The organism is Trichlorobacter sp. (assembly GCF_030247655.1).
Lineage (GTDB): Bacteria > Desulfobacterota > Desulfuromonadia > Geobacterales > Pseudopelobacteraceae > Trichlorobacter.
Map to the genome: position 1 here is coordinate 22,271 of NZ_JAOTRZ010000003.1, position 17,327 is coordinate 39,597.

Annotated in this window: 17 protein-coding genes and 1 tRNA gene; 4 read left to right on the forward strand and 14 right to left on the reverse strand. The window is 54.7% G+C overall.

All coding sequences use genetic code 11. The features are described 5' to 3' along the window. Positions 1 to 241: 241 nt before the first annotated feature. Positions 242 to 317, reverse strand: a tRNA-Lys gene (locus OEL57_RS00390). Positions 318 to 527: 210 nt separating this feature from the next. On the opposite strand from OEL57_RS00390, the gene mtnA reads away from it, so the two are divergent. From mtnA to OEL57_RS16950, 4 genes are read left to right on the forward strand one after another with little or no spacing between them, the layout of a single operon-like run. Then, on the forward strand, positions 528 to 1,568 hold the full coding sequence (gene mtnA / locus OEL57_RS00395; RefSeq protein WP_300735738.1) for an S-methyl-5-thioribose-1-phosphate isomerase: 1,041 nt from the start codon (positions 528 to 530) through the stop codon (positions 1,566 to 1,568). A gap of 1 nt (position 1,569) precedes the next feature. Beyond that, positions 1,570 to 4,773 carry a bifunctional [glutamate--ammonia ligase]-adenylyl-L-tyrosine phosphorylase/[glutamate--ammonia-ligase] adenylyltransferase gene (gene glnE, locus OEL57_RS00400; protein ID WP_300735739.1) on the forward strand — a complete coding sequence of 1,068 codons (3,204 nt, stop codon included), beginning with the start codon at positions 1,570 to 1,572 and terminating at the stop codon, positions 4,771 to 4,773. After that, positions 4,770 to 6,026: a glutamate-5-semialdehyde dehydrogenase gene (locus OEL57_RS00405; protein ID WP_300735740.1), complete on the forward strand. Its 1,257-nt coding sequence runs from the start codon at positions 4,770 to 4,772 to the stop codon at positions 6,024 to 6,026. The genes glnE and OEL57_RS00405 overlap by 4 nt, the downstream gene beginning before the upstream one ends. A gap of 48 nt (positions 6,027 to 6,074) precedes the next feature. Then, complete coding sequence (locus tag OEL57_RS16950; RefSeq protein ID WP_349255178.1) at positions 6,075 to 6,224, forward strand: LiaI-LiaF-like domain-containing protein; 150 nt, start codon at positions 6,075 to 6,077, stop codon at positions 6,222 to 6,224. Here the strand turns inward: OEL57_RS16950 and OEL57_RS00410 are convergent. The 13 genes from OEL57_RS00410 to ndk all read right to left on the reverse strand — a co-directional run bounded on the left by OEL57_RS00410 (position 6,213) and on the right by ndk (position 17,175). Then, positions 6,213 to 7,793 carry an NAD(P)/FAD-dependent oxidoreductase gene (locus tag OEL57_RS00410; RefSeq protein WP_300735741.1) on the reverse strand — a complete coding sequence of 527 codons (1,581 nt, stop codon included), beginning with the start codon at positions 7,791 to 7,793 and terminating at the stop codon, positions 6,213 to 6,215. The two genes, OEL57_RS16950 and OEL57_RS00410, sit on opposite strands and share 12 nt — an antisense overlap. 4 nt (positions 7,794 to 7,797) lie before the next feature. Further along, positions 7,798 to 8,202, reverse strand: coding sequence for a response regulator (locus OEL57_RS00415; protein WP_300735742.1), 405 nt, complete (start codon positions 8,200 to 8,202; stop codon positions 7,798 to 7,800). Positions 8,203 to 8,220: 18 nt separating this feature from the next. After that, entirely contained in the window at positions 8,221 to 9,405 is a 1,185-nt protein-coding gene (locus tag OEL57_RS00420) for a hybrid sensor histidine kinase/response regulator (RefSeq protein ID WP_300735743.1), read from the reverse strand. Positions 9,406 to 9,435: 30 nt separating this feature from the next. Then, positions 9,436 to 9,891, reverse strand: coding sequence for a universal stress protein (locus tag OEL57_RS00425; RefSeq protein WP_300735744.1), 456 nt, complete (start codon positions 9,889 to 9,891; stop codon positions 9,436 to 9,438). Further along, positions 9,891 to 10,289, reverse strand: coding sequence for a response regulator (locus OEL57_RS00430; RefSeq protein ID WP_300735745.1), 399 nt, complete (start codon positions 10,287 to 10,289; stop codon positions 9,891 to 9,893). Before OEL57_RS00430 ends, OEL57_RS00425 begins: the two co-directional genes overlap by 1 nt. Positions 10,290 to 10,385: 96 nt before the next feature. After that, complete coding sequence (locus tag OEL57_RS00435; RefSeq protein WP_300735746.1) at positions 10,386 to 11,225, reverse strand: helix-turn-helix domain-containing protein; 840 nt, start codon at positions 11,223 to 11,225, stop codon at positions 10,386 to 10,388. A 10-nt stretch (positions 11,226 to 11,235) separates the two neighbouring features. Continuing rightward, a complete protein-coding gene (locus OEL57_RS00440; RefSeq protein ID WP_300735747.1) occupies positions 11,236 to 11,982 on the reverse strand; it encodes a tetratricopeptide repeat protein in 747 nt (248 codons plus the stop codon). Between the two features lie 68 nt (positions 11,983 to 12,050). Continuing rightward, on the reverse strand, positions 12,051 to 12,968 hold the full coding sequence (locus OEL57_RS00445; protein WP_300735748.1) for a PfkB family carbohydrate kinase: 918 nt from the start codon (positions 12,966 to 12,968) through the stop codon (positions 12,051 to 12,053). Positions 12,969 to 12,979: 11 nt separating this feature from the next. After that, positions 12,980 to 13,837, reverse strand: a complete 858-nt coding sequence (mtnP, locus tag OEL57_RS00450) for an S-methyl-5'-thioadenosine phosphorylase (RefSeq protein ID WP_300735749.1) — start codon at positions 13,835 to 13,837, stop codon at positions 12,980 to 12,982. Then, on the reverse strand, positions 13,834 to 15,126 hold the full coding sequence (locus OEL57_RS00455; protein WP_300735750.1) for a sensor domain-containing diguanylate cyclase: 1,293 nt from the start codon (positions 15,124 to 15,126) through the stop codon (positions 13,834 to 13,836). The genes mtnP and OEL57_RS00455 overlap by 4 nt, the downstream gene beginning before the upstream one ends. 1 nt (position 15,127) lies before the next feature. After that, a complete protein-coding gene (locus tag OEL57_RS00460) occupies positions 15,128 to 15,655 on the reverse strand; it encodes a 4-vinyl reductase (protein WP_300735751.1) in 528 nt (175 codons plus the stop codon). Further along, positions 15,648 to 16,703: a 23S rRNA (adenine(2503)-C(2))-methyltransferase RlmN gene (gene rlmN, locus OEL57_RS00465; protein ID WP_300735752.1), complete on the reverse strand. Its 1,056-nt coding sequence runs from the start codon at positions 16,701 to 16,703 to the stop codon at positions 15,648 to 15,650. The genes OEL57_RS00460 and rlmN overlap by 8 nt, the downstream gene beginning before the upstream one ends. A 55-nt stretch (positions 16,704 to 16,758) precedes the next feature. Next, a complete protein-coding gene (gene ndk, locus OEL57_RS00470; RefSeq protein ID WP_078788670.1) occupies positions 16,759 to 17,175 on the reverse strand; it encodes a nucleoside-diphosphate kinase in 417 nt (138 codons plus the stop codon). Positions 17,176 to 17,327 lie beyond the last annotated feature (152 nt).

Genomic DNA, 17,327 nt, shown 5'->3' on the forward strand with positions numbered 1-17,327 from the left:
TTCGGCACCCTTCCTTGCAGTGGGATACCGGACGGATTCTAAAGTGTGCAGTCCACATAACAGGATTCTCCTTTCGGGCGGAGTTAACTGCTGTATAAAAATAATAATAACCGCTACCGCAAAAGTCAATCTCGCAAAGCATAAATTATTTTTGGCAGGGGTAGCAGGATTCGAACCTGCGGTGACGGAGTCAGAGTCCGTTGCCTTACCACTTGGCGATACCCCATCAATTTCAGTAATATGGTGGACCAGGTAGGGTTCGAACCTACGACCTGACGATTAAGAGTCGCCTGCTCTACCAACTGAGCTACTAGTCCATCTGTTTCTGCCACCACTCACAAAACGACTTCGCATCGTATTTATTTTAACGATTTTGTCAATCGCTTTTTACATTTTTGCAAGACTACCATAGAATCAACTGTTCACCTGCAGCACGAATAGATGCTGTCAATTACGGCTTTTGCTTGAAACAGGCCGTGGCCAACGCTATAACTGTTCCGAACAACAACCAAAACGAGGTGGATCATATGTCCTTCCGAACCATAGAATGGCGCGACGATGCCGTAATCATGATTGACCAGACCCGCCTGCCAATGGAAGAAGTCTATCAGCGTTACACTGATTTTAATGCCGTGGCAGAGGCGATCAAGGGGATGGTGGTCCGTGGTGCTCCGGCCATCGGTGTGGCTGCTGCCATGGGGATCGCCCTGGGGGCACGGGAGATCATTGCCGATACCCAGGAATCATTCTTCCGCCAGCTGGATAACGTCTGCGATGTCATGGCCCGCACCCGGCCCACGGCAGTCAATCTGTTCTGGGCCATTGAACGGATGAAGCAGAAGGCACAGTCCCTCAAGGGTAGCCCGCTGGAAACGATCCGGGCCGGACTTAAGGAAGAGGCGATCAGAATTGAGGCAGAAGACCTGGCCATCTGCAAAAGCATCGGCAAACATGGCGCAGAACTGATTCCAGTGGAAGCTACTGTTCTAACCCACTGCAATGCCGGAGGACTGGCCACTGCAGGTTACGGCACGGCATTAGGGGTAATCCGAGCTGCCCATGAGGCAGGTAAAAAGATTCAGGTCTTTTCCGATGAGACCCGCCCCTGGCTGCAGGGAGCCCGCCTGACCACCTGGGAACTGATGAAGGACAACATCCCGGTGACCCTGATCTCGGACAACATGGCCGGCTTCTTCATGTCCCGCGGCGAAATCACCTGCTGCGTGGTGGGCGCCGACCGGATTGCCGCCAACGGCGATACAGCCAACAAGATCGGCACCTTCAGCGTGGCGGTCCTGGCCAAAGAGCATGGCATCCCGTTCTATGTGGCGGCACCGGTGTCCACCCTTGATCTCTCCCTGACCGATGGATCACTGATTCCGATTGAAGAACGTCCGGCAACCGAAGTTACCCATATCCGTGGCCTGCCGATTGCGCCGGAGGGGGTCAGGGTGCGCAACCCATCCTTTGATGTGACCCCGGCAAAGTACATCAGCGCCATTATTACCGAGCACGGCGTGGCACACGGCAACTACACCAAGGAGCTGGCAGCCCTGGCTGCGGCCTGATATGCCAAGCACCCGTTTTGACCACAATTTTTCCTGGATCATGGCCCTGGAGGATGAGCCGTCCCGTGATCAGGAACTGATCCGGCTCTTGGAGCAATCAGGCTTTGCCTATGGTGCCCGTTCGGCAAACAATCTGCTGCTGATGGCAGTGCTTTTTTCCGCTGAAACCCTGTTGAAGATAGCACTGGCAGCGCTGCGCACCCCTTCGCCAGACATGGCCTTGAACGGCTTTGAACGCCTGGTGGGGATACTGGACCGCAGCCACCTGATGACCGTCATCGCCAATCGAAGACGTCTGAGTCAGTGCATGTTCCTGTGCGGAGCCTCACCGTTTCTGACCAACCTGATTTTCAAGGAACCTTCTTTTTTCTCCCGCCTCTTTGCCGACAATGAGCTGGATCAGTCCCGCACCAGGGCTGAACTGCTGGCTGATCTGCGCCGCAACACACCGGACCATGCTGACCTGCAGAGCTTAATGAAGGTTTTACGTTGCTTCAAACGGTTTGAAATTCTGCGGATTGCCGCCCGTGACCTGAACGGTCTGGCACCGTTGGAAGAGGTAACCAGAGAGCTGTCAGATCTGGCCTCAGCCACCCTGCAGGTCGCCTATGATACCTGTCATCGTCTGCTGGTCCAGGAATACGGCACCCCGCTCAAGCAAACCGATGATGGCCCCCGGACAGCCGTGATGACTATCCTGGGCATGGGCAAATTCGGGGGCCGTGAACTTAACTTTTCTTCTGACATCGATATTATCTTCTTTTATGAGACTGATAGCGGCGAAACCGCTGGTATTGATGATGGTCGTGGCGGGCGCAAGGGGGTAATCTCCCTGCACGCCTTCTTTAACAAACTGGCGGAGCAGGTCACCAAGGCCATGAATCAGGTCACGGAGGACGGCTTTGTCTTCCGGGTGGATGTGGGGCTGCGGCCTGAAGGCAAGTCCGGTGACATGGCGGTATCATTACGTTCTGCCGAGATCTACTACGAATCATGGGGACAGTCCTGGGAACGGACCGCCATGCTCAAGGCCCGCCCGGTGGCAGGTTCGCGGGAACTGGGTGAACAGCTGCTGCAGACCCTGATCCCCTTTGTCTACCGCAAATACCTCGACTACACCCTGATCGAGGATATGAAGCTGATGAAGCAGCGGATTGATGCCTCCCTGACCCGTAACCGTGAAGGAGAGATCAACCTGAAACTGGGCAGGGGGGGAATCAGAGAAATTGAGTTCTTTATTCAGGCCCTGCAACTGGTCTACGCTGGCAAGGTGCCCCGGCTGCGGGAACGCAATTCACTGATCGCACTGGAACTGTTGGCAGAGGCAAAGTTGATCAGTGACGAGGACCGCCAACAGTTGAGTGATGCCTACCGTTTTCTGCGTACGGTCGAACACCGTATTCAGGTGGTGCAGGAGCGCCAGACCCACAGCCTGCCAACCAAGGAAGATGAGCTCCTTGCACTGGCCCGTCGCAGCGGTTTCCTGCGGGATAATGGGCTACAGCGTTTCAAAGAGACCCTTGAACAGCATCGCCAACGGGTAGCCGCCATCTTTGGCAGCCTGTTCCACAGTCGAGATGAGCAGCTGCAACAGCAACAGACAAAGCCGGAAATCCTCTACCTGCTGGATACCAAGGCAGAACCGGATCTGGTCAAGGATATGCTGGCAGAACGGCGGCTGGAGGATGTAGACCGCGCCTTTGATAACCTGGCCCTGCTGCGTAGCGGCCCGATTAAAGGTAATGTCACTGAACGTAACCGCCGGATCCATGCCCAGATCGCCCCGCCATTTCTCCAGGCCCTGCTGGAAGCGCCTGACCCGGATATGGCCCTGGCCCATGCCGAACGCTTTTTAACGATGATCAGTGGCAGATCCTCCTGCTACGCCTTGCTGGCCGAGAACCACGATGCCCTGCGTCTGCTGGCCACCCTGTTCGGCACCTCGGCCTTCCTGTCCAAGATCCTGATCGGCCATCCTGAACTGCTGGAATCCATGGTGGCCCACACCTACGCCTCCATGGTCAAACCCAGGGAGGTAATGGATGAGGAGCTTTCCAGCCTGCTGTTACAGGCGGAGGATTTTGAGGAACGTCTGGATGTCCTGCGGCGCTACCGCAATGAGGAGTTCCTGAGGATCGGCCTGAACGATATCCACGGCCATTTACGACAGGGGGCGATCGCCTCGCAACTTTCCTGTCTGGCCGAGGTCTGTCTGGAAGAGGCTTACCGACTGGCCACCACCGAACTGGCCCGCTTTGGCCGTCCACGTTATCAGGATAACGGGCAGTTCCACAGTGCAAGTCTTGCAATCGTAGGCATGGGCAAACTGGGTGGTGAAGAGCTCAATTATCACTCCGACCTGGACATCATCTTCATCTACGACCACCAGGGTACCACCGACGGCGAAAAACAGATCAGTAATCACGAATACTTTGCCAAGCTGGCCCAGAAGCTGATCTCGATCCTTTCCACCGCCACCCGTGAAGGCTATGTCTACAAGCTTGACACCCGGCTGCGCCCCTCCGGCAACGCCGGTCCACTGGTCACCTCGCTGGAATCGTTCCTTACCTACCACCGCACCGAGGCCCAGGTCTGGGAACGCCAGGCCATGGCAAAAGCGCGGGTGGTACTGGGCGAACCTGTCCTGCACAGCAGCATTGATGCCGTTATCCGGCAGACCGTCTATGGTGCCTCACTGGGTGATGACGGACGCCAGGAGATTCACCGCCTGCGGATGCGGATGGAAAACGAGATCGCCAAAGAGACCGCCGGTTCATACAATATTAAGACCGGTCGCGGCGGCATGGTGGATGTGGAGTTCATTGCCCAGTACCTGCAACTGCGCTACGGTCAGCACCACCCCGAACTGCGCACCCAAAATACGGTAACGGCACTGAAAGAGGTCCAGATCCTGAGCATCATCACTGCACAGCAGGCAGATACCCTGATCGCTGGCTACAAATTTCTGCGCAAGCTGGAAAACCGCTTACGACTGCTGCATGATCACTCCATCAATGACCTTGCCGGGGACCAACGCTATCTGGACAAACTGGCCCGTCGCCTGTCCTATGATCCGCAGCTGCGGCATCCCGGTGAGGCGCTTTTGAAAGATTATGAGGCCACCACGGAAGGGATTCGGGACGTCTTTGAACGGATTCTGGGAGAGTTGGCCGAAGAACATGCTATCAAGGAGAACCACCCATGACCATTGCAGAGCAGGTTGCCACCATCGCCAAAAACGCCCGCCAGGCCTCAATAGCCCTGGCGCGGCTTTCCACCACCATAAAAAATGAGATGCTGCTGAAGATGGCTGAAGCCCTTGAGGTTGGCAGCGCGTCCCTGATTGCTGAAAACACCAAAGACCTGGCAGCGGGCAAGGAGAAAGGGCTGTCCGATGCCATGCTGGACCGTCTGATGCTGGATGCCAAGCGGATCAAAGGGATGGCCGATGCCCTGCGGGAAGTGGCTGGCCTGCCAGATCCAGTGGGCGAGATCACCAAAATGTCGAAACGCCCCAATGGTATTATGGTGGGCAAGATGCGGATTCCACTGGGGGTAATCGGCATTGTCTACGAATCCCGCCCCAACGTGACTGCCGATGCTGCGGCGCTCTGCCTCAAGTCCGGCAATGCCGTGGTATTACGGGGCGGCTCCGAGGCGATCCATTCCAACCGCGCCATTGCTGCCATTCTGCAGGGGGTGATGAAAGAACTGGGTATCCCCGAGGCTGCCCTGTCGCTGATCCCGTTCACCGAACGGGAAGGGGTGTTGGAGATGCTGAAGCAGGAGGAGCTGATTGACCTGATTATCCCCCGTGGCGGCGAGAGCCTGATCCGCTTTGTAGTAGAAAACTCCCGCATCCCGGTGATCAAGCATTACAAAGGGGTCTGCCACCTGTTTGTAGATGCCTCAGCTGATTTTGAGATGGCCACCCGGATTATCATTAACGCCAAGACCCAGCGCCCCGGTGTCTGCAATGCGCTGGAGACACTGCTGATCCATAAGGATGTGGCAGCAACGTTTATTCCTGACTTTGCCAGGACACTCGGGGATCTGCAGGTTGAACTACGTGGGGATGAACAGTTTCGGAAGTATGCGCCCCAGACCAAGCTTGCCACGGAGGAGGATTGGGCTGCCGAGTATCTGGAACTGATCCTTGCTTGTAGGGTGGTGGATGATATGGATGCGGCCATTGATCATATCAACCAGTACGGATCATTGCACAGTGAGGTGATTGTAACCAGCGATTATGCCAATGCCCAACGCTTTATCAGGGAGGTTAACTCTTCCTGCGTACTGGTCAATGCCTCAACCCGCTTTAACGATGGCGGTCAGTTGGGACTGGGGGCGGAGATCGGCATTTCCACCACCAAGCTGCATTCCTTTGGTCCGATGGGGCTTGAAGATCTGACTACGACCAAATTTATCGTGTATGGGGATGGCCAGGTTCGTTTATAGAAAGGACACACTATAATGAAATCAAAAACTTCGTTTACCAGTGGCATTATGCTGGTAACTCTGGGAATACTCTTTCTGCTTAGTAATCACGGGGTGATCCCGCCACTTGGCCAGTTGCTTAACAAATGGTGGCCAATCTTTATGATAGTTCCTGGTATCCTTATATTGTTGGGACGCAGCGGTGCTTCACGGAGTTAACTGCCCGGCGATCTGGTCTGCCACACGCACCCCATCCAGGGCAGCAGACATAATCCCTCCTGCATAGCCTGCTCCTTCGCCACAAGGATACAGGCCGCGCAGCGTGGGGGACTGGCAGTCCTCCTCCCTCCGCAGGATTCGTAGCGGGGCAGAGGTGCGGGTTTCCACTCCGGTTAAGACTGCTTCCTGCGTTATAAACCCTTTCATCTTCCGATCAAACGAGACAATTCCCTCCCGTAGGGTTTCGGCTACATAATCAGGCAGCACGGTTGCCAGATCTGCCTCAACCGTGCCGGGACGATAGCTTGAGTGGTAGCCACCTCTGCCCTGACCGATAAAGGCCAGCAGGTTCTGGGCCGGGGCATGGTAGTTGCCGCCACCGGCGGTAAAGGCTGTACGCTCCCACTGTTGCTGAAAACGAACCCCGGCCAGCGGATCACTGCCACCAAAGTCTTCGGGACGCACATTGACAACCAGAGCACTGTTGGCAAAGCCGGAATCCCGCCCCAGATTACTCATTCCATTAACCACCACCATTTCTGCCTCAGAAGAGCTGGCAACCACCAGCCCGCCCGGACACATGCAGAAGGAGTAACAGCTACGCTTGGTCAGGTCGTTATTGTAGGTCAGGGCATAGTCGGCCTTGGGCAGGGCCGGGTGAGGCTTGCCATACTGAATCCGGTCGATCACCCCTTGGGGGTGTTCCACCCGCAGGCCGATGGCAAACGGTTTTGGCTCCATCACAAGATTCTGGCGGGACAGCATGACGTAGGTGTCTCTGGCACTGTGACCCACCGCCAGCACCAGATGTTTACAGGGAAGTTCGTCCCGACCATTGCTGCGTGCAGCACAAAGCTGGCCATCACTACTGACAAGACCAGTCAGACAGGTGGAAAAACGGAGGTCTGCACCGCTTTCCAGCAGACCAGCCCGCAAGGCGGCAACCACGCTACGCAGCCGGTCCGTACCGACATGGGGCTTGGCCTGGTAGCGAATCTCCGGCGGTGCTCCAAAGCGGATCAGTTGTTCCAACACCCAGCCGGTATTGGGATCGCGCAGTCGGCAGGTCAGCTTGCCGTCAGAAAAGGTCCCGGCGCCACCTTCACCAAACTGGACATTGCTTTCTGTATCAAGGTGACCATCCCGCCAGAAACGGGCCACATCCTTCACCCGCTCTTCAATCGGTTTACCCCGTTCAATGACCGTTGCAGCAATGCCGTAGGCTGCCAGCCGCAGGGCGCAGAACAGCCCGGCCGGCCCCATACCGACAACCACTACCGGTTCAGTACTGTTGCGTCTGGTAAAAATCTGGGGAAGGGCAACCGGAAGTTGCTCAAGGTTGGGCGTGCCTTGGTGACGTTTCCAGAATCCAGTCTCATCGGCCAGATTGAAACTAACGGTGTAGACCAGCAGCACCCTGGGCTTTTTACGGGCATCAACCCCTTTGCGCAGGATACGGAACTGTTGCAAGGCGTCAGGGTCAAGACCAAAGACCCGCGCTGTAAGGGTAATCAGACGGTCTTCATCCTCGCCTGGCTGGAGGGTGAGATTACGAAAAAGAAACGGCATGGTATCAGTGGAGGGTGGCCTGGGTCTTGGCGCGTTCGATCAGTTGTTCAACCAGAATCACAATATTCAGTGGCGCGGTGGATTTGGGGATATGAAAACGGGCACCCATTTCAGGTGTTTCATGTTCGTGGGGCCCTTCCTGAAACATGGAGGTCAGCAGGATAATGATCGGCTGCCGTTCACCAGCCACCCGGCTGATCTCCATGCAGGTGCTGACGCCACCCATACGGGGCATGACCAGGTCAGAGATAACCACGTCAGGAAACTTTTCAAGGTAGAGCTTTACCCCTTCAATACCATCACTGGCAATAAAGACGTTGAACCCGTTTTCCCTGAAGGCATCCGAGAGAATCCGCTGAAAAAAGGGATCATCATCGATAATTAGTATGTTGGCGCCTGATCTTGTCATAGACTATCAATTCAATCTCTACTTCTGCTCTCTGGGGATGGTTACCAAAAATGTGGTGCCCTGTGACGATGTCTGCTCAACCTTGACATCTCCATGGTAGAGCCGGGCGATACGGCGTGCAACCGGCAGACCGATACCGGTACCCCGGCTTTTGGTTGAAAAAAATGGCTTAAAGATGGCATCCAGATGATCAACTGCGATCCCGCCGCCATTGTCTGAAACACGGACCTCAATCAAGCCTTCCGGGCAGCTGATCCGAACTGAAAGCTGCCCTCCCTGCGGTAACTCTTCCACCGCATTAATCAACAGGTTGGTAAAAATCTGTTCCAGCTCGGTCCGGTCAGCCTTGATTGGCGGGGCCGGTTCCGGGCAGGTGAACTGAACCTGGATCTGGCGGGCTTCTATCTGGGGCGAGAATATCGCCAGGGCATCCTGTACCACCTGATCCAACCGGATATCATCCACCACTAAACGGCTGCGATTGGCCGCATCAACAAGTTTGCGGATGATGCCGTCAATCCGGTCCACCTCTTTCAGGATCTTGCCAAGATAATCGCCGATCTCAATCTCTTCCACCCCTTGACCAAGCAGTTGGGTGAACAGCGAGATTGAGTTGAGTGGATTGCGAATCTCATGGGCCATACCGGCAGCCAGGTAGCCCAGAGCTGCCAATTTCTCTGTCTGTGCTATCTCGGATTGTGCCCGGTGCAGCGCCTCGGTCCGTTCCTGAACTCTGGTCTGCAGTTCACGGTTCCAGGTTTCAATCTCAAGCAGCAGATGTTCCCGCTCAGCCTGCAGCGCCTTGTTGGCCAGTTCGATCTCACGCAGCTTAAGCACTGTATCAAGACGTTCGAGCAAGGCACGGGCATCAAACGGCTTGAGCAGGTATTCTGAAGCCCCGGCCTTCATCAGCTCGACAGCCAGCTCTTCATTACCCCGGCCGGTGATCATAACAACATAGCTGGAGGGATGGTGGCTCTTGATCTCCAAGAGCGCTGAAAGACCGTCTCGATCAGGCAATTGATAATCCATCAGCACCAGTTCCGGCTGATGTTCTGCCAATTGCGCCAAACCGTCTGCAGCGGTACCGGCAGTCAGCACCCGATACCCGCGACGTTGCAGAATGATACTCAGCAGATTTTGAATTGCTGTATCGTCATCGACAATCAGAACTGTTGTCGATGGTGCATCATCGGAGTTCATAGCGTTACCGTTCGTCTGTACAGTTCGGGGCTATGGGGCGGTTACAGGAAGGCGGATGGTCATCACCGGGCAGGGTGCGCTGCGTACCACCCGTTCTGCAGTACTGCCAAAGATCAGATGATCAAGACCGGTACGACCATGGGTACCGATGATTATCAACGAGCTTTCCTGTTCAGTGGCAACCCGGATGATCTCTTCATAGGGGACACCGGCAACTACTGATGTTTCAAAGGCGCTGAACTCTTTCAGGTTTTCGTTGCAGAACGTTTCCATCATCCTGACCGCACCGGCTTCAATCTCTTGTTCAAGTTGCTCAAAGGAGATATGAGGCACATAAAAACCACGCATATCAACCGGTTCATTAATGACATGCAGCACCAGTAGTGATGAGTTAAAGGTCTGAGCCAGGGTAACGGCATATTCACAGGCAACTTCTGAGTAGTCAGAGAAGTCGGTTGCCAACAGGATTTTTTTAAAACGCTTCATCAGTAGTTCTCCTCTCTCGTTGCAGCAGGGGGCGGAAACATCTTACCCATCACCTTCCGTAATTCTTCCAGCCTGAGTGGTTTGTTCAGGTATTCAAAGGCTCCCAGGTTTAATGCCTCAAGGTAGGATTCAACCTCACCAAAGGCGGTAATCATGATCACATTACTGGCGGGATACTCGCGCTTCAACTCGCGCAGAAAGACAAGACCATTCATCTCCGGCATGTTCAGATCGGTAATAATCAGCTCAGCCGGGCTATTCCGCAGGCTGCTCAACGCCTCCAGACCGTTTGCTGCGGTAGTGACTTCATATCCTTCACGGCTCAACAGACGTGTCAGGGCGAGACGGGTATTTTCCTCGTCATCAACCACCAGAATTCTTTTGAGCTGTTCAGCCACGCCACACCCCTGCCCCCAAAATGCCAACTGGTGGTAAGTCTAGCACGGCGTCACGGTCTGTCAAGGCAGACAAGCCAACCTTTATCTTAGCCCCTGCTACTGCTTGATCCCATTTGCATCAAGGATGATATAGGCGGGCTTACCTGCAGGGACCTGCAGCTTGATCGGCTTACCGTTCAGCTCAATATCGACACTACCGGCATCTGTCAGTTCCAGTGCAATGGTACGGCTTGCCTTCCACTCAATCAGGTCACCACTGGTTAGGTCATATCCCTGGGAACCGGCATCATCAATCACAACAGCTAGTGAGCTGTTGCGATTAACCTTCATTCTGATCATAAAACCGTCACGAGGCTTGGAGGGTAGGATTGTCGGCTCTGGCGGCTGCTCCAACACAGCTTCTTGCCGCCCTGCAACATCTGCCGGAACCGTCTTCACACTAGAATGCGCCAGCTGAACAGCAGTTGTGGCTGTAGCCACCGGCAGATCCTGCAACGGCTGCTGAACAGCCGAGGGTTTTGGTCGTTTTAACGGGGGTGGCGCCATGATGATGGCAGATATAATCAGGCCGCCCAGCAACACCGCAGGCAGGACCAGACGCTGCCAGCTAAAACCACCCACTGCCTGGCGCATCTGTTCGGTTTTCTGTGCTTCAGCCGGAAAGGCATTTTCCTGCTGGGCTACCAGTTGGATCAGTTCCTCTGTCTGTAAGCCAAGATAGGTTGCATAGGTTTTCAGGAAGCCTTTCAGGTAGGCCGGACTTGGAAGATCCTGAAACCGGTTATCCTCCAGTGCCCGCAGATAGTTTTTACCTATCTTGGTTGCTTCAGCTGCCTCTTCAATCGAAATATGGCTGAATTCGCGACAACGGCGAAGAATTGAACCGGCCGAGTGCGTTTCAACTTCAGAAGTGGCTGCCTGGTGATCATGTTCCACGAATAGGCTCCTACCTGAGCAGGTCGATATAACCCATGGCAGTGTGGCCGATTTCAGAATCAGGTGAAATCCTGACCACTTCCTTAAAGGCTGCCTTGGCAGCAGCCAACTGGCTTTGCTTCATCAGCGCCAACCCCAGATGAAAATATGCCTGGTTGTAATCAGACGCGATCTCAATCGCCCGACGGTATTCATCAATAGCCTGCTGCGTTTTGCCCTGGGCAAACAGAACACGTCCGGTGGTTACCCTGATCATCGGATTACGCGGATCTGTAGCACGGACAATCTGTAACTCCGCCAAGGCAGCGTTGTAATCCCCCTTGCCAAGGTAGGCTAAAGAAAGATTGATCAAGGCATGGTCATGGCGGGGATAAAAAAGGTCATCCTTGACAGCCTTGAACTGCTGGATAGCATTATCCCAGCGGCTGGTTTCAAGATAGAGTACACCAAGGTCATTACGTGCATCGGAGTAGTTGGGTCGCAGGGTCAAGGCTCGCAAAAAACGCTGTTCAGCAAGATCAAGCCGCCGCTTGCCGGTCAAAGCACGCCCCAGATTATATTGCAGCTCTGCATTATCGGGATCAAGCTTTTCCGCTTCCGTCAAATCGGTCAACGCTGCGGTGTAGTTACGCTCCTCAAGGTATGAGACACCCATCTGGTAGTGATACGAGCCGGGACGCCCGCTTGACGAGGTGGCAGCACACCCGGTTAGTGTTGATGCAACCACCAGAGCTGTCAGCAAGGTTCCGTAACGCATGGGGACTCCTTGTAATGAGTTAAAAACACGTAACATGCTGTAAAAACTACCAGACAACCGTATGCTTGTCAATTAAACCCCAGATCCCGGAAACTGGTTAGCCCCTTGAAGCTGCGATATCGGGCCTCAATCTCCGGGTAGGTCAAACGCTTCATCCGATTCAGACTGAAATCCTCCACGTTGAAGGAGGCCATCACCGAACCGAAGACCAGCGCCTGCCGGATCCCTTCTTCAGAAAGGTCACCGGTATTAGCCAGATAGCCCATAAAACCACCGGCAAAGGTATCGCCAGCGCCAGTTGGGTCAAAGACCTCTTCCAGGGGCCAGGCCGGAGCGGCAAAGACCGTATCAGCAGTAAACATCAGCACACCGTACTCGCCCCGCTTTACCACAAGACGCTTGCAGCCCTGGTTAATCATCTGACGGGCCGCCTTGACCAGGTTTGCCTCACCGGTCAACATGCGGGCCTCCCCCTCGTTGATCACCACAATATCAACCCGCCTCATGACCTCTTTCAACGCCTCCGGCTTGGAAGAAATCCAGAAATTCATACTGTCACAGGCGGTCAGGCGGGGTTTCTCCACCTGATCCAGCACCTGCAGCTGCAGTTCAGGATCGATGTTGGCCAAAAAAAGGACATCGGTAGCACGATAAACAGCTGGCAGTTCCGGCTTGAAATCCAGCAGCACATTCAGCTGGGTGTCAAGGGTCTGGGCCTCATTCAGGTCATAGCCATACTTGCCGGACCAGTGAAAGGTCTTGCCCGGAATCCGCTGCAGCCCCTGCAGGTCAATCTCCCGTGACTTGAGAAAGCTGACATGCTCTTCAGGAAAATCCTCACCCACCACCGCCACCAGCGAGACATCGCTGAAGAAGCTGGCCGAGGTGGAAAAATAGGTGGCAGAGCCGCCCAGCACATTTTCTCCCTTGCCAAAGGGGGTCTCTACCGTATCAAAGGCAACCGTACCGACAACAACAATACCCATTATATAGCTCCTTAGTTCAGATACTTGGAAACAATCGGACCGAGCTTGGCAACGGTGGCAGCCGGAATCATGGAACGATCAGTAATAATAGCGCTCGCCAGGACACTGCCACAGCAACAGCTCTGCTCAAGCAGCGTGCTGTCGTGCATCAGTTGCCGAATAATCGCCTTGGACATGACCACATTTTTGTGCATGACCTCCAGGATAGCCTCCACCGTGACATCATCATGGGAATCATGCCAGCAGTCATAATCGGTGGAGAGTGCGATAACACCGTAGCAGAGCTCAGCCTCACGGGCCAGTTTGGCCTCGGTCAGGTTGGTCATACCGATGATATCACCTCCCATACTGCGGTAGAGATAGGATTCGGCACGGGTGGAGAAGGCAGGCCCCTCCATACAGATGTAGGTACCCCCTTTGTGAGTCACGGCACCGGCAGTTTGGGCGGCCCGGAACAGCTTGTCGGACAGACAGGAGCAGGTTGGATCGGCAAAACCGACGTGGGCCACAATCCCGTTTCCAAAAAAGGTTGCCTCCCTGACCCCTTTGGTACGATCAATAAACTGGTCAGGGATTACAATATGACCCGGCGCAATCGCCTCTTTCAGGCTGCCCACAGCAGAGACCGAGATGATCCGCTGCACACCCAACTGCTTCATGCCATAGATGTTGGCCCGGTAGTTGACCTCCGACGGCAGCAGGCGATGCCCGCGACCGTGACGGGGCAGAAAGGCCATCCTGACGCCGTTCAGCACACCGGTTATATAGGCATCGGATGGCGAGCCAAAAGGTGTCTCAACCGTCACTTCTTCAACCTGCTCCAGCCCTTCCATCTCATACAGTCCACTGCCGCCAATCACGCCAATCATTCCGGTGTCCCTTCTTCCTGATCTTTTTCCTGCTGTTCACGCTGTTTTTTCCGCAACAATTTCTCTGCCACCATGGCTGCTGAGGCCTCACGCTGCGCACGCAACAGCTCGCTGCCGGTGTGGGCTGTACTGGCACCCATACAGAAAAAAACTGCAGGATCGTGCTCCGAAGCACGGGCCACTGCTGCCCTGAAGCGGATCAACCCGACAGCCGTCTGTTGTTCATCCAGCCCCGGCAACAAGATAGCAAAACCGTCCCCACCGGTACGGGAAACAAGATCTTCAGCCCTGAACCCCTCTTTCAGCAGACGGGCAGCCTTCATCAGGATCAGGTCACCTTGCTCCCTCCCCTGTTCATCATTGGTCAGCTGCAGATTATCAAGTGAGGCGATCACCACACTGACCGGAAAACGTCGGCCACGGGAAAGACGTTCAAATTCAGTATCAAAGTAGGCCCGGTTATACAGACCGGTCATCGGATCATGCACCGTCAGATAGGCCAGCTGCTTCTCACGCTGGCGTCGCTCCGAGACATCATGCCCCACGCTCAGAATTTCAGCCTGACCCTTTTCGTCATAGGCAGGCGAATTATTCCAGGCCACCCAGATCCGACTACCATCCCAACAGATGGTTTCATGTTCCGAGGTACGGAACTGCTCAGGGTTGGCACCAATTTCCGCAATTAACTGCCGCAGGCTCTGCCCGGTACTTTCCACCTCCGGCACAATGGTACCCACCAGATGCCGACCCACCAATTCTTCAGGCAGAAAGCCAAAGAATTCACAGGTGTGGGAGTTGGCAAAGGTGATAATGCCGTCACTGGTCCAGCGCAGAATAAAGCTGCTGGAACGTTCCACCAGCTCACGGTAATTACGCTCTGAAAGCCGCATCCGCTCTTCAATCCGTACCCGGTCAGATACGTTGCGGGTCACCCCCTGAAAGCCTTTCAGGTCACCTACCTCATCGCGAATGGCAGCAACCGCTACCTCTGCAGAGACAAACCGGCCTGCCTTCGTAAGAATCATGATCTCCAGCAGCCGATGGCCAGTTTTTTTTCCTGTCTGTTCTTCAGCCACTCTGGCAGCCAGACGACCCAGCACAAAATCACGGGAAGCCGGAGCAAGCAGTTCCGGGAGAGGCCGCCCCAACAGCTCTTCTGGGCTGTAGCCAAATTGCGTGGTGACCGCAGCATTAACGTAGCTGAAACAGAGCTCGCGGTCAGTCTGCCAGATCACATCCGGGCTGTTTTCAACAAGGTTTCGATAGAGGGAGCAGGGTTCGGAATGCATGTCACACCTCGCAGGCGGTTGCCACAAAACGACAGGTTCGGGCACCACTGGCCCAACAATCCACCTCACGCACCACAAAGGGGCGTCCATTGTAACTCTCCAGCAGGGCAGCGATAAAACCTTCGTCATAGGTACAGATGGCACTGTCCTGACTCGGCAGGCCTGAGCAATCCAGATCTTCTGAAACCGTCACCACAAACCGGCCGTCAATCAGGCTTGCTTCTTCAATGGCCAGAATCCCGATCCCCATATCACGCAGAGCCTGGCCAAGCCGCTTAGTGAAGATATGCAGGTCAGCCACCGGCCCGATCAGTTGATCATAAAAATGTTTGCCGGAAAGGTAGCCAGCTTCATATAACATGCTGTCGGCCACAGTCGTGCCGTAATGTTTTTCCAACACCTCCCGCAGGGTAAACTGCATCAGACGATAGGTCTCAACCCGCATCAGCGGCCCCAGGCTTGGGCGGCCGACCTCAAGATTTCCCAGCAGCTCCCAACTAAAGGGATGCACGCACTCAGGATCAGTCATCGGATGACTCCAGAACTGGTTGACAATCCAGCTTTCCCTTCAGCTGACCGCAGGCAGCCGAAATATCACTGCCACGGCTGTCACGGGTGATTACGGTAAAATGACGGTCCAGCAGATACTTGTGGAACGCGTCCAACGCGGCCCTGGTTGGTGGCCTGAAATCAGCCTTTTCATGGGGATTAAACGGAATAAGGTTGATTTTACAGGGGATATCAGACAAGAGCCGCACCAGCCGCTTGGCATCCTCCTGTGTGTCATTTAGCCCCCCCAGCAGGACATATTCGATGGTAATCTTGCGCCGTCCCGGCAGGGGATAGTTTTTCAGGGCAGCCAGCAGCGTAGCGATTGGATAGGCCTTGTTGACCGGCATGATCCGGTCCCTTAGCTCGTCGGTGGTGGCATTTAAAGATACGGCCAGATTGACGGTTATTTCGCGCCCCAACCGTTCCAGTTCAGGCACCAGGCCGCAGGTAGAGACCGTCACCCGCCGGGAGGAGAGCTGCAACCCGTTGTCCTCTGCCATAATCTGCAAGGCCTGAATAACGTTATCCAGGTTGTGCAGCGGCTCACCCATCCCCATCATCACGATATTACGCACATCCACATCGCGCCGCACCGCCAGAATCTGATTCACGATCTCGGCAGTAGTCAGGTTGCGGGTCAGGTTGAAGGTGCCGGTCAGACAAAAGGCACACTGCATAGCACAGCCAGCCTGGGATGAAATGCAGAGGGTGTTGCGATCTTCATCAGGGATGATGACTGATTCCACCGCATTGCCGTCTTCAAGCATAAACAGATACTTGCGGGTACCGTCACTGCCCACCTCGATGGTTTCAGGCTCAAGACGACTGATGTAGGCAGTTTGCGCCAGCTCGGTACGCAGCGCCTTGGAGACATTGGTCATCTCATCAAAACTACTGGCATCATGCTGGTACAGCCATTTAAAAATCTGGGTTGCGCGATAGCGTTCTTTGCCCTGCCCCTGAAGGAACTGTTCCAGGGCAGGCAGAGTCAGGTTTTTGAGGTCAGTTCGGAGGGGATTGGGCATAGGTTACACAAAAAAGCGGCCCTGTCACGTTGGTGAAAGGGCCGCTTCCGTTTGGCTAGCCCACCAGCTCGAAGCTGTTGAAGAAATACGGAATTTCAAAGGCTGCGGTCTCCGGTGCATCGGAACCGTGGGATGAGTTCTCTTCGATATTCTTTGCAAATTCCTTGCGGATGGTGCCGGGCTCTGCATTGGCAGGATTGGTGGCCCCCATCAGAGTCCGCCAGTCAGCAATGGCATTCTCTTTTTGGAGACAGAGCACGATCACCGGTGAACGGGACATGAAGCTGCAGAGGTCGTTGAAGAACGGACGCTCTTTGTGAACATAATAAAATCCTTCTGCCTGGGCACGGGAAAGATGAATCTTCTTCATACCAACAATGGCAAAACCGGCTTCTTCAATCTTGGTGATGATCTTGCCTGACAGGCCCCGCTCAACAGCGTCCGGCTTGATGATGGCAAAGGTGCGTTCCATAACTTTCTCCTTCGTAATTATAAGTGTCAATGAAAGGATGCTCATAGCACGTGACTGCGTGAAATGTCAAGCTGTTACGGGCTATCAGCATGATGCCGAGAAACGCAAAAACAGCCAGCCAGACTGGAGGCGATGCACTTTGTCAAAGCGTT

Coding starts and splice junctions, on each gene's coding strand:
- OEL57_RS00460 (WP_300735751.1), bottom strand. CDS start 15,655: ATGACTGATCCTGAGTGCGTGCATCCCTTTAGTTGGGAGCTGCTGGGA.
- rlmN (WP_300735752.1), bottom strand. CDS start 16,703: ATGCCCAATCCCCTCCGAACTGACCTCAAAAACCTGACTCTGCCTGCC.
- OEL57_RS16950 (WP_349255178.1), top strand. CDS start 6,075: ATGCTGGTAACTCTGGGAATACTCTTTCTGCTTAGTAATCACGGGGTG.
- OEL57_RS00445 (WP_300735748.1), bottom strand. CDS start 12,968: ATGGGTATTGTTGTTGTCGGTACGGTTGCCTTTGATACGGTAGAGACC.
- mtnP (WP_300735749.1), bottom strand. CDS start 13,837: ATGATTGGCGTGATTGGCGGCAGTGGACTGTATGAGATGGAAGGGCTG.
- mtnA (WP_300735738.1), top strand. CDS start 528: ATGTCCTTCCGAACCATAGAATGGCGCGACGATGCCGTAATCATGATT.
- OEL57_RS00405 (WP_300735740.1), top strand. CDS start 4,770: ATGACCATTGCAGAGCAGGTTGCCACCATCGCCAAAAACGCCCGCCAG.
- OEL57_RS00415 (WP_300735742.1), bottom strand. CDS start 8,202: ATGACAAGATCAGGCGCCAACATACTAATTATCGATGATGATCCCTTT.
- OEL57_RS00440 (WP_300735747.1), bottom strand. CDS start 11,982: ATGCGTTACGGAACCTTGCTGACAGCTCTGGTGGTTGCATCAACACTA.
- glnE (WP_300735739.1), top strand. CDS start 1,570: ATGCCAAGCACCCGTTTTGACCACAATTTTTCCTGGATCATGGCCCTG.
- OEL57_RS00425 (WP_300735744.1), bottom strand. CDS start 9,891: ATGAAGCGTTTTAAAAAAATCCTGTTGGCAACCGACTTCTCTGACTAC.
- ndk (WP_078788670.1), bottom strand. CDS start 17,175: ATGGAACGCACCTTTGCCATCATCAAGCCGGACGCTGTTGAGCGGGGC.
- OEL57_RS00455 (WP_300735750.1), bottom strand. CDS start 15,126: ATGCATTCCGAACCCTGCTCCCTCTATCGAAACCTTGTTGAAAACAGC.
- OEL57_RS00420 (WP_300735743.1), bottom strand. CDS start 9,405: ATGAACTCCGATGATGCACCATCGACAACAGTTCTGATTGTCGATGAC.
- OEL57_RS00410 (WP_300735741.1), bottom strand. CDS start 7,793: ATGCCGTTTCTTTTTCGTAATCTCACCCTCCAGCCAGGCGAGGATGAA.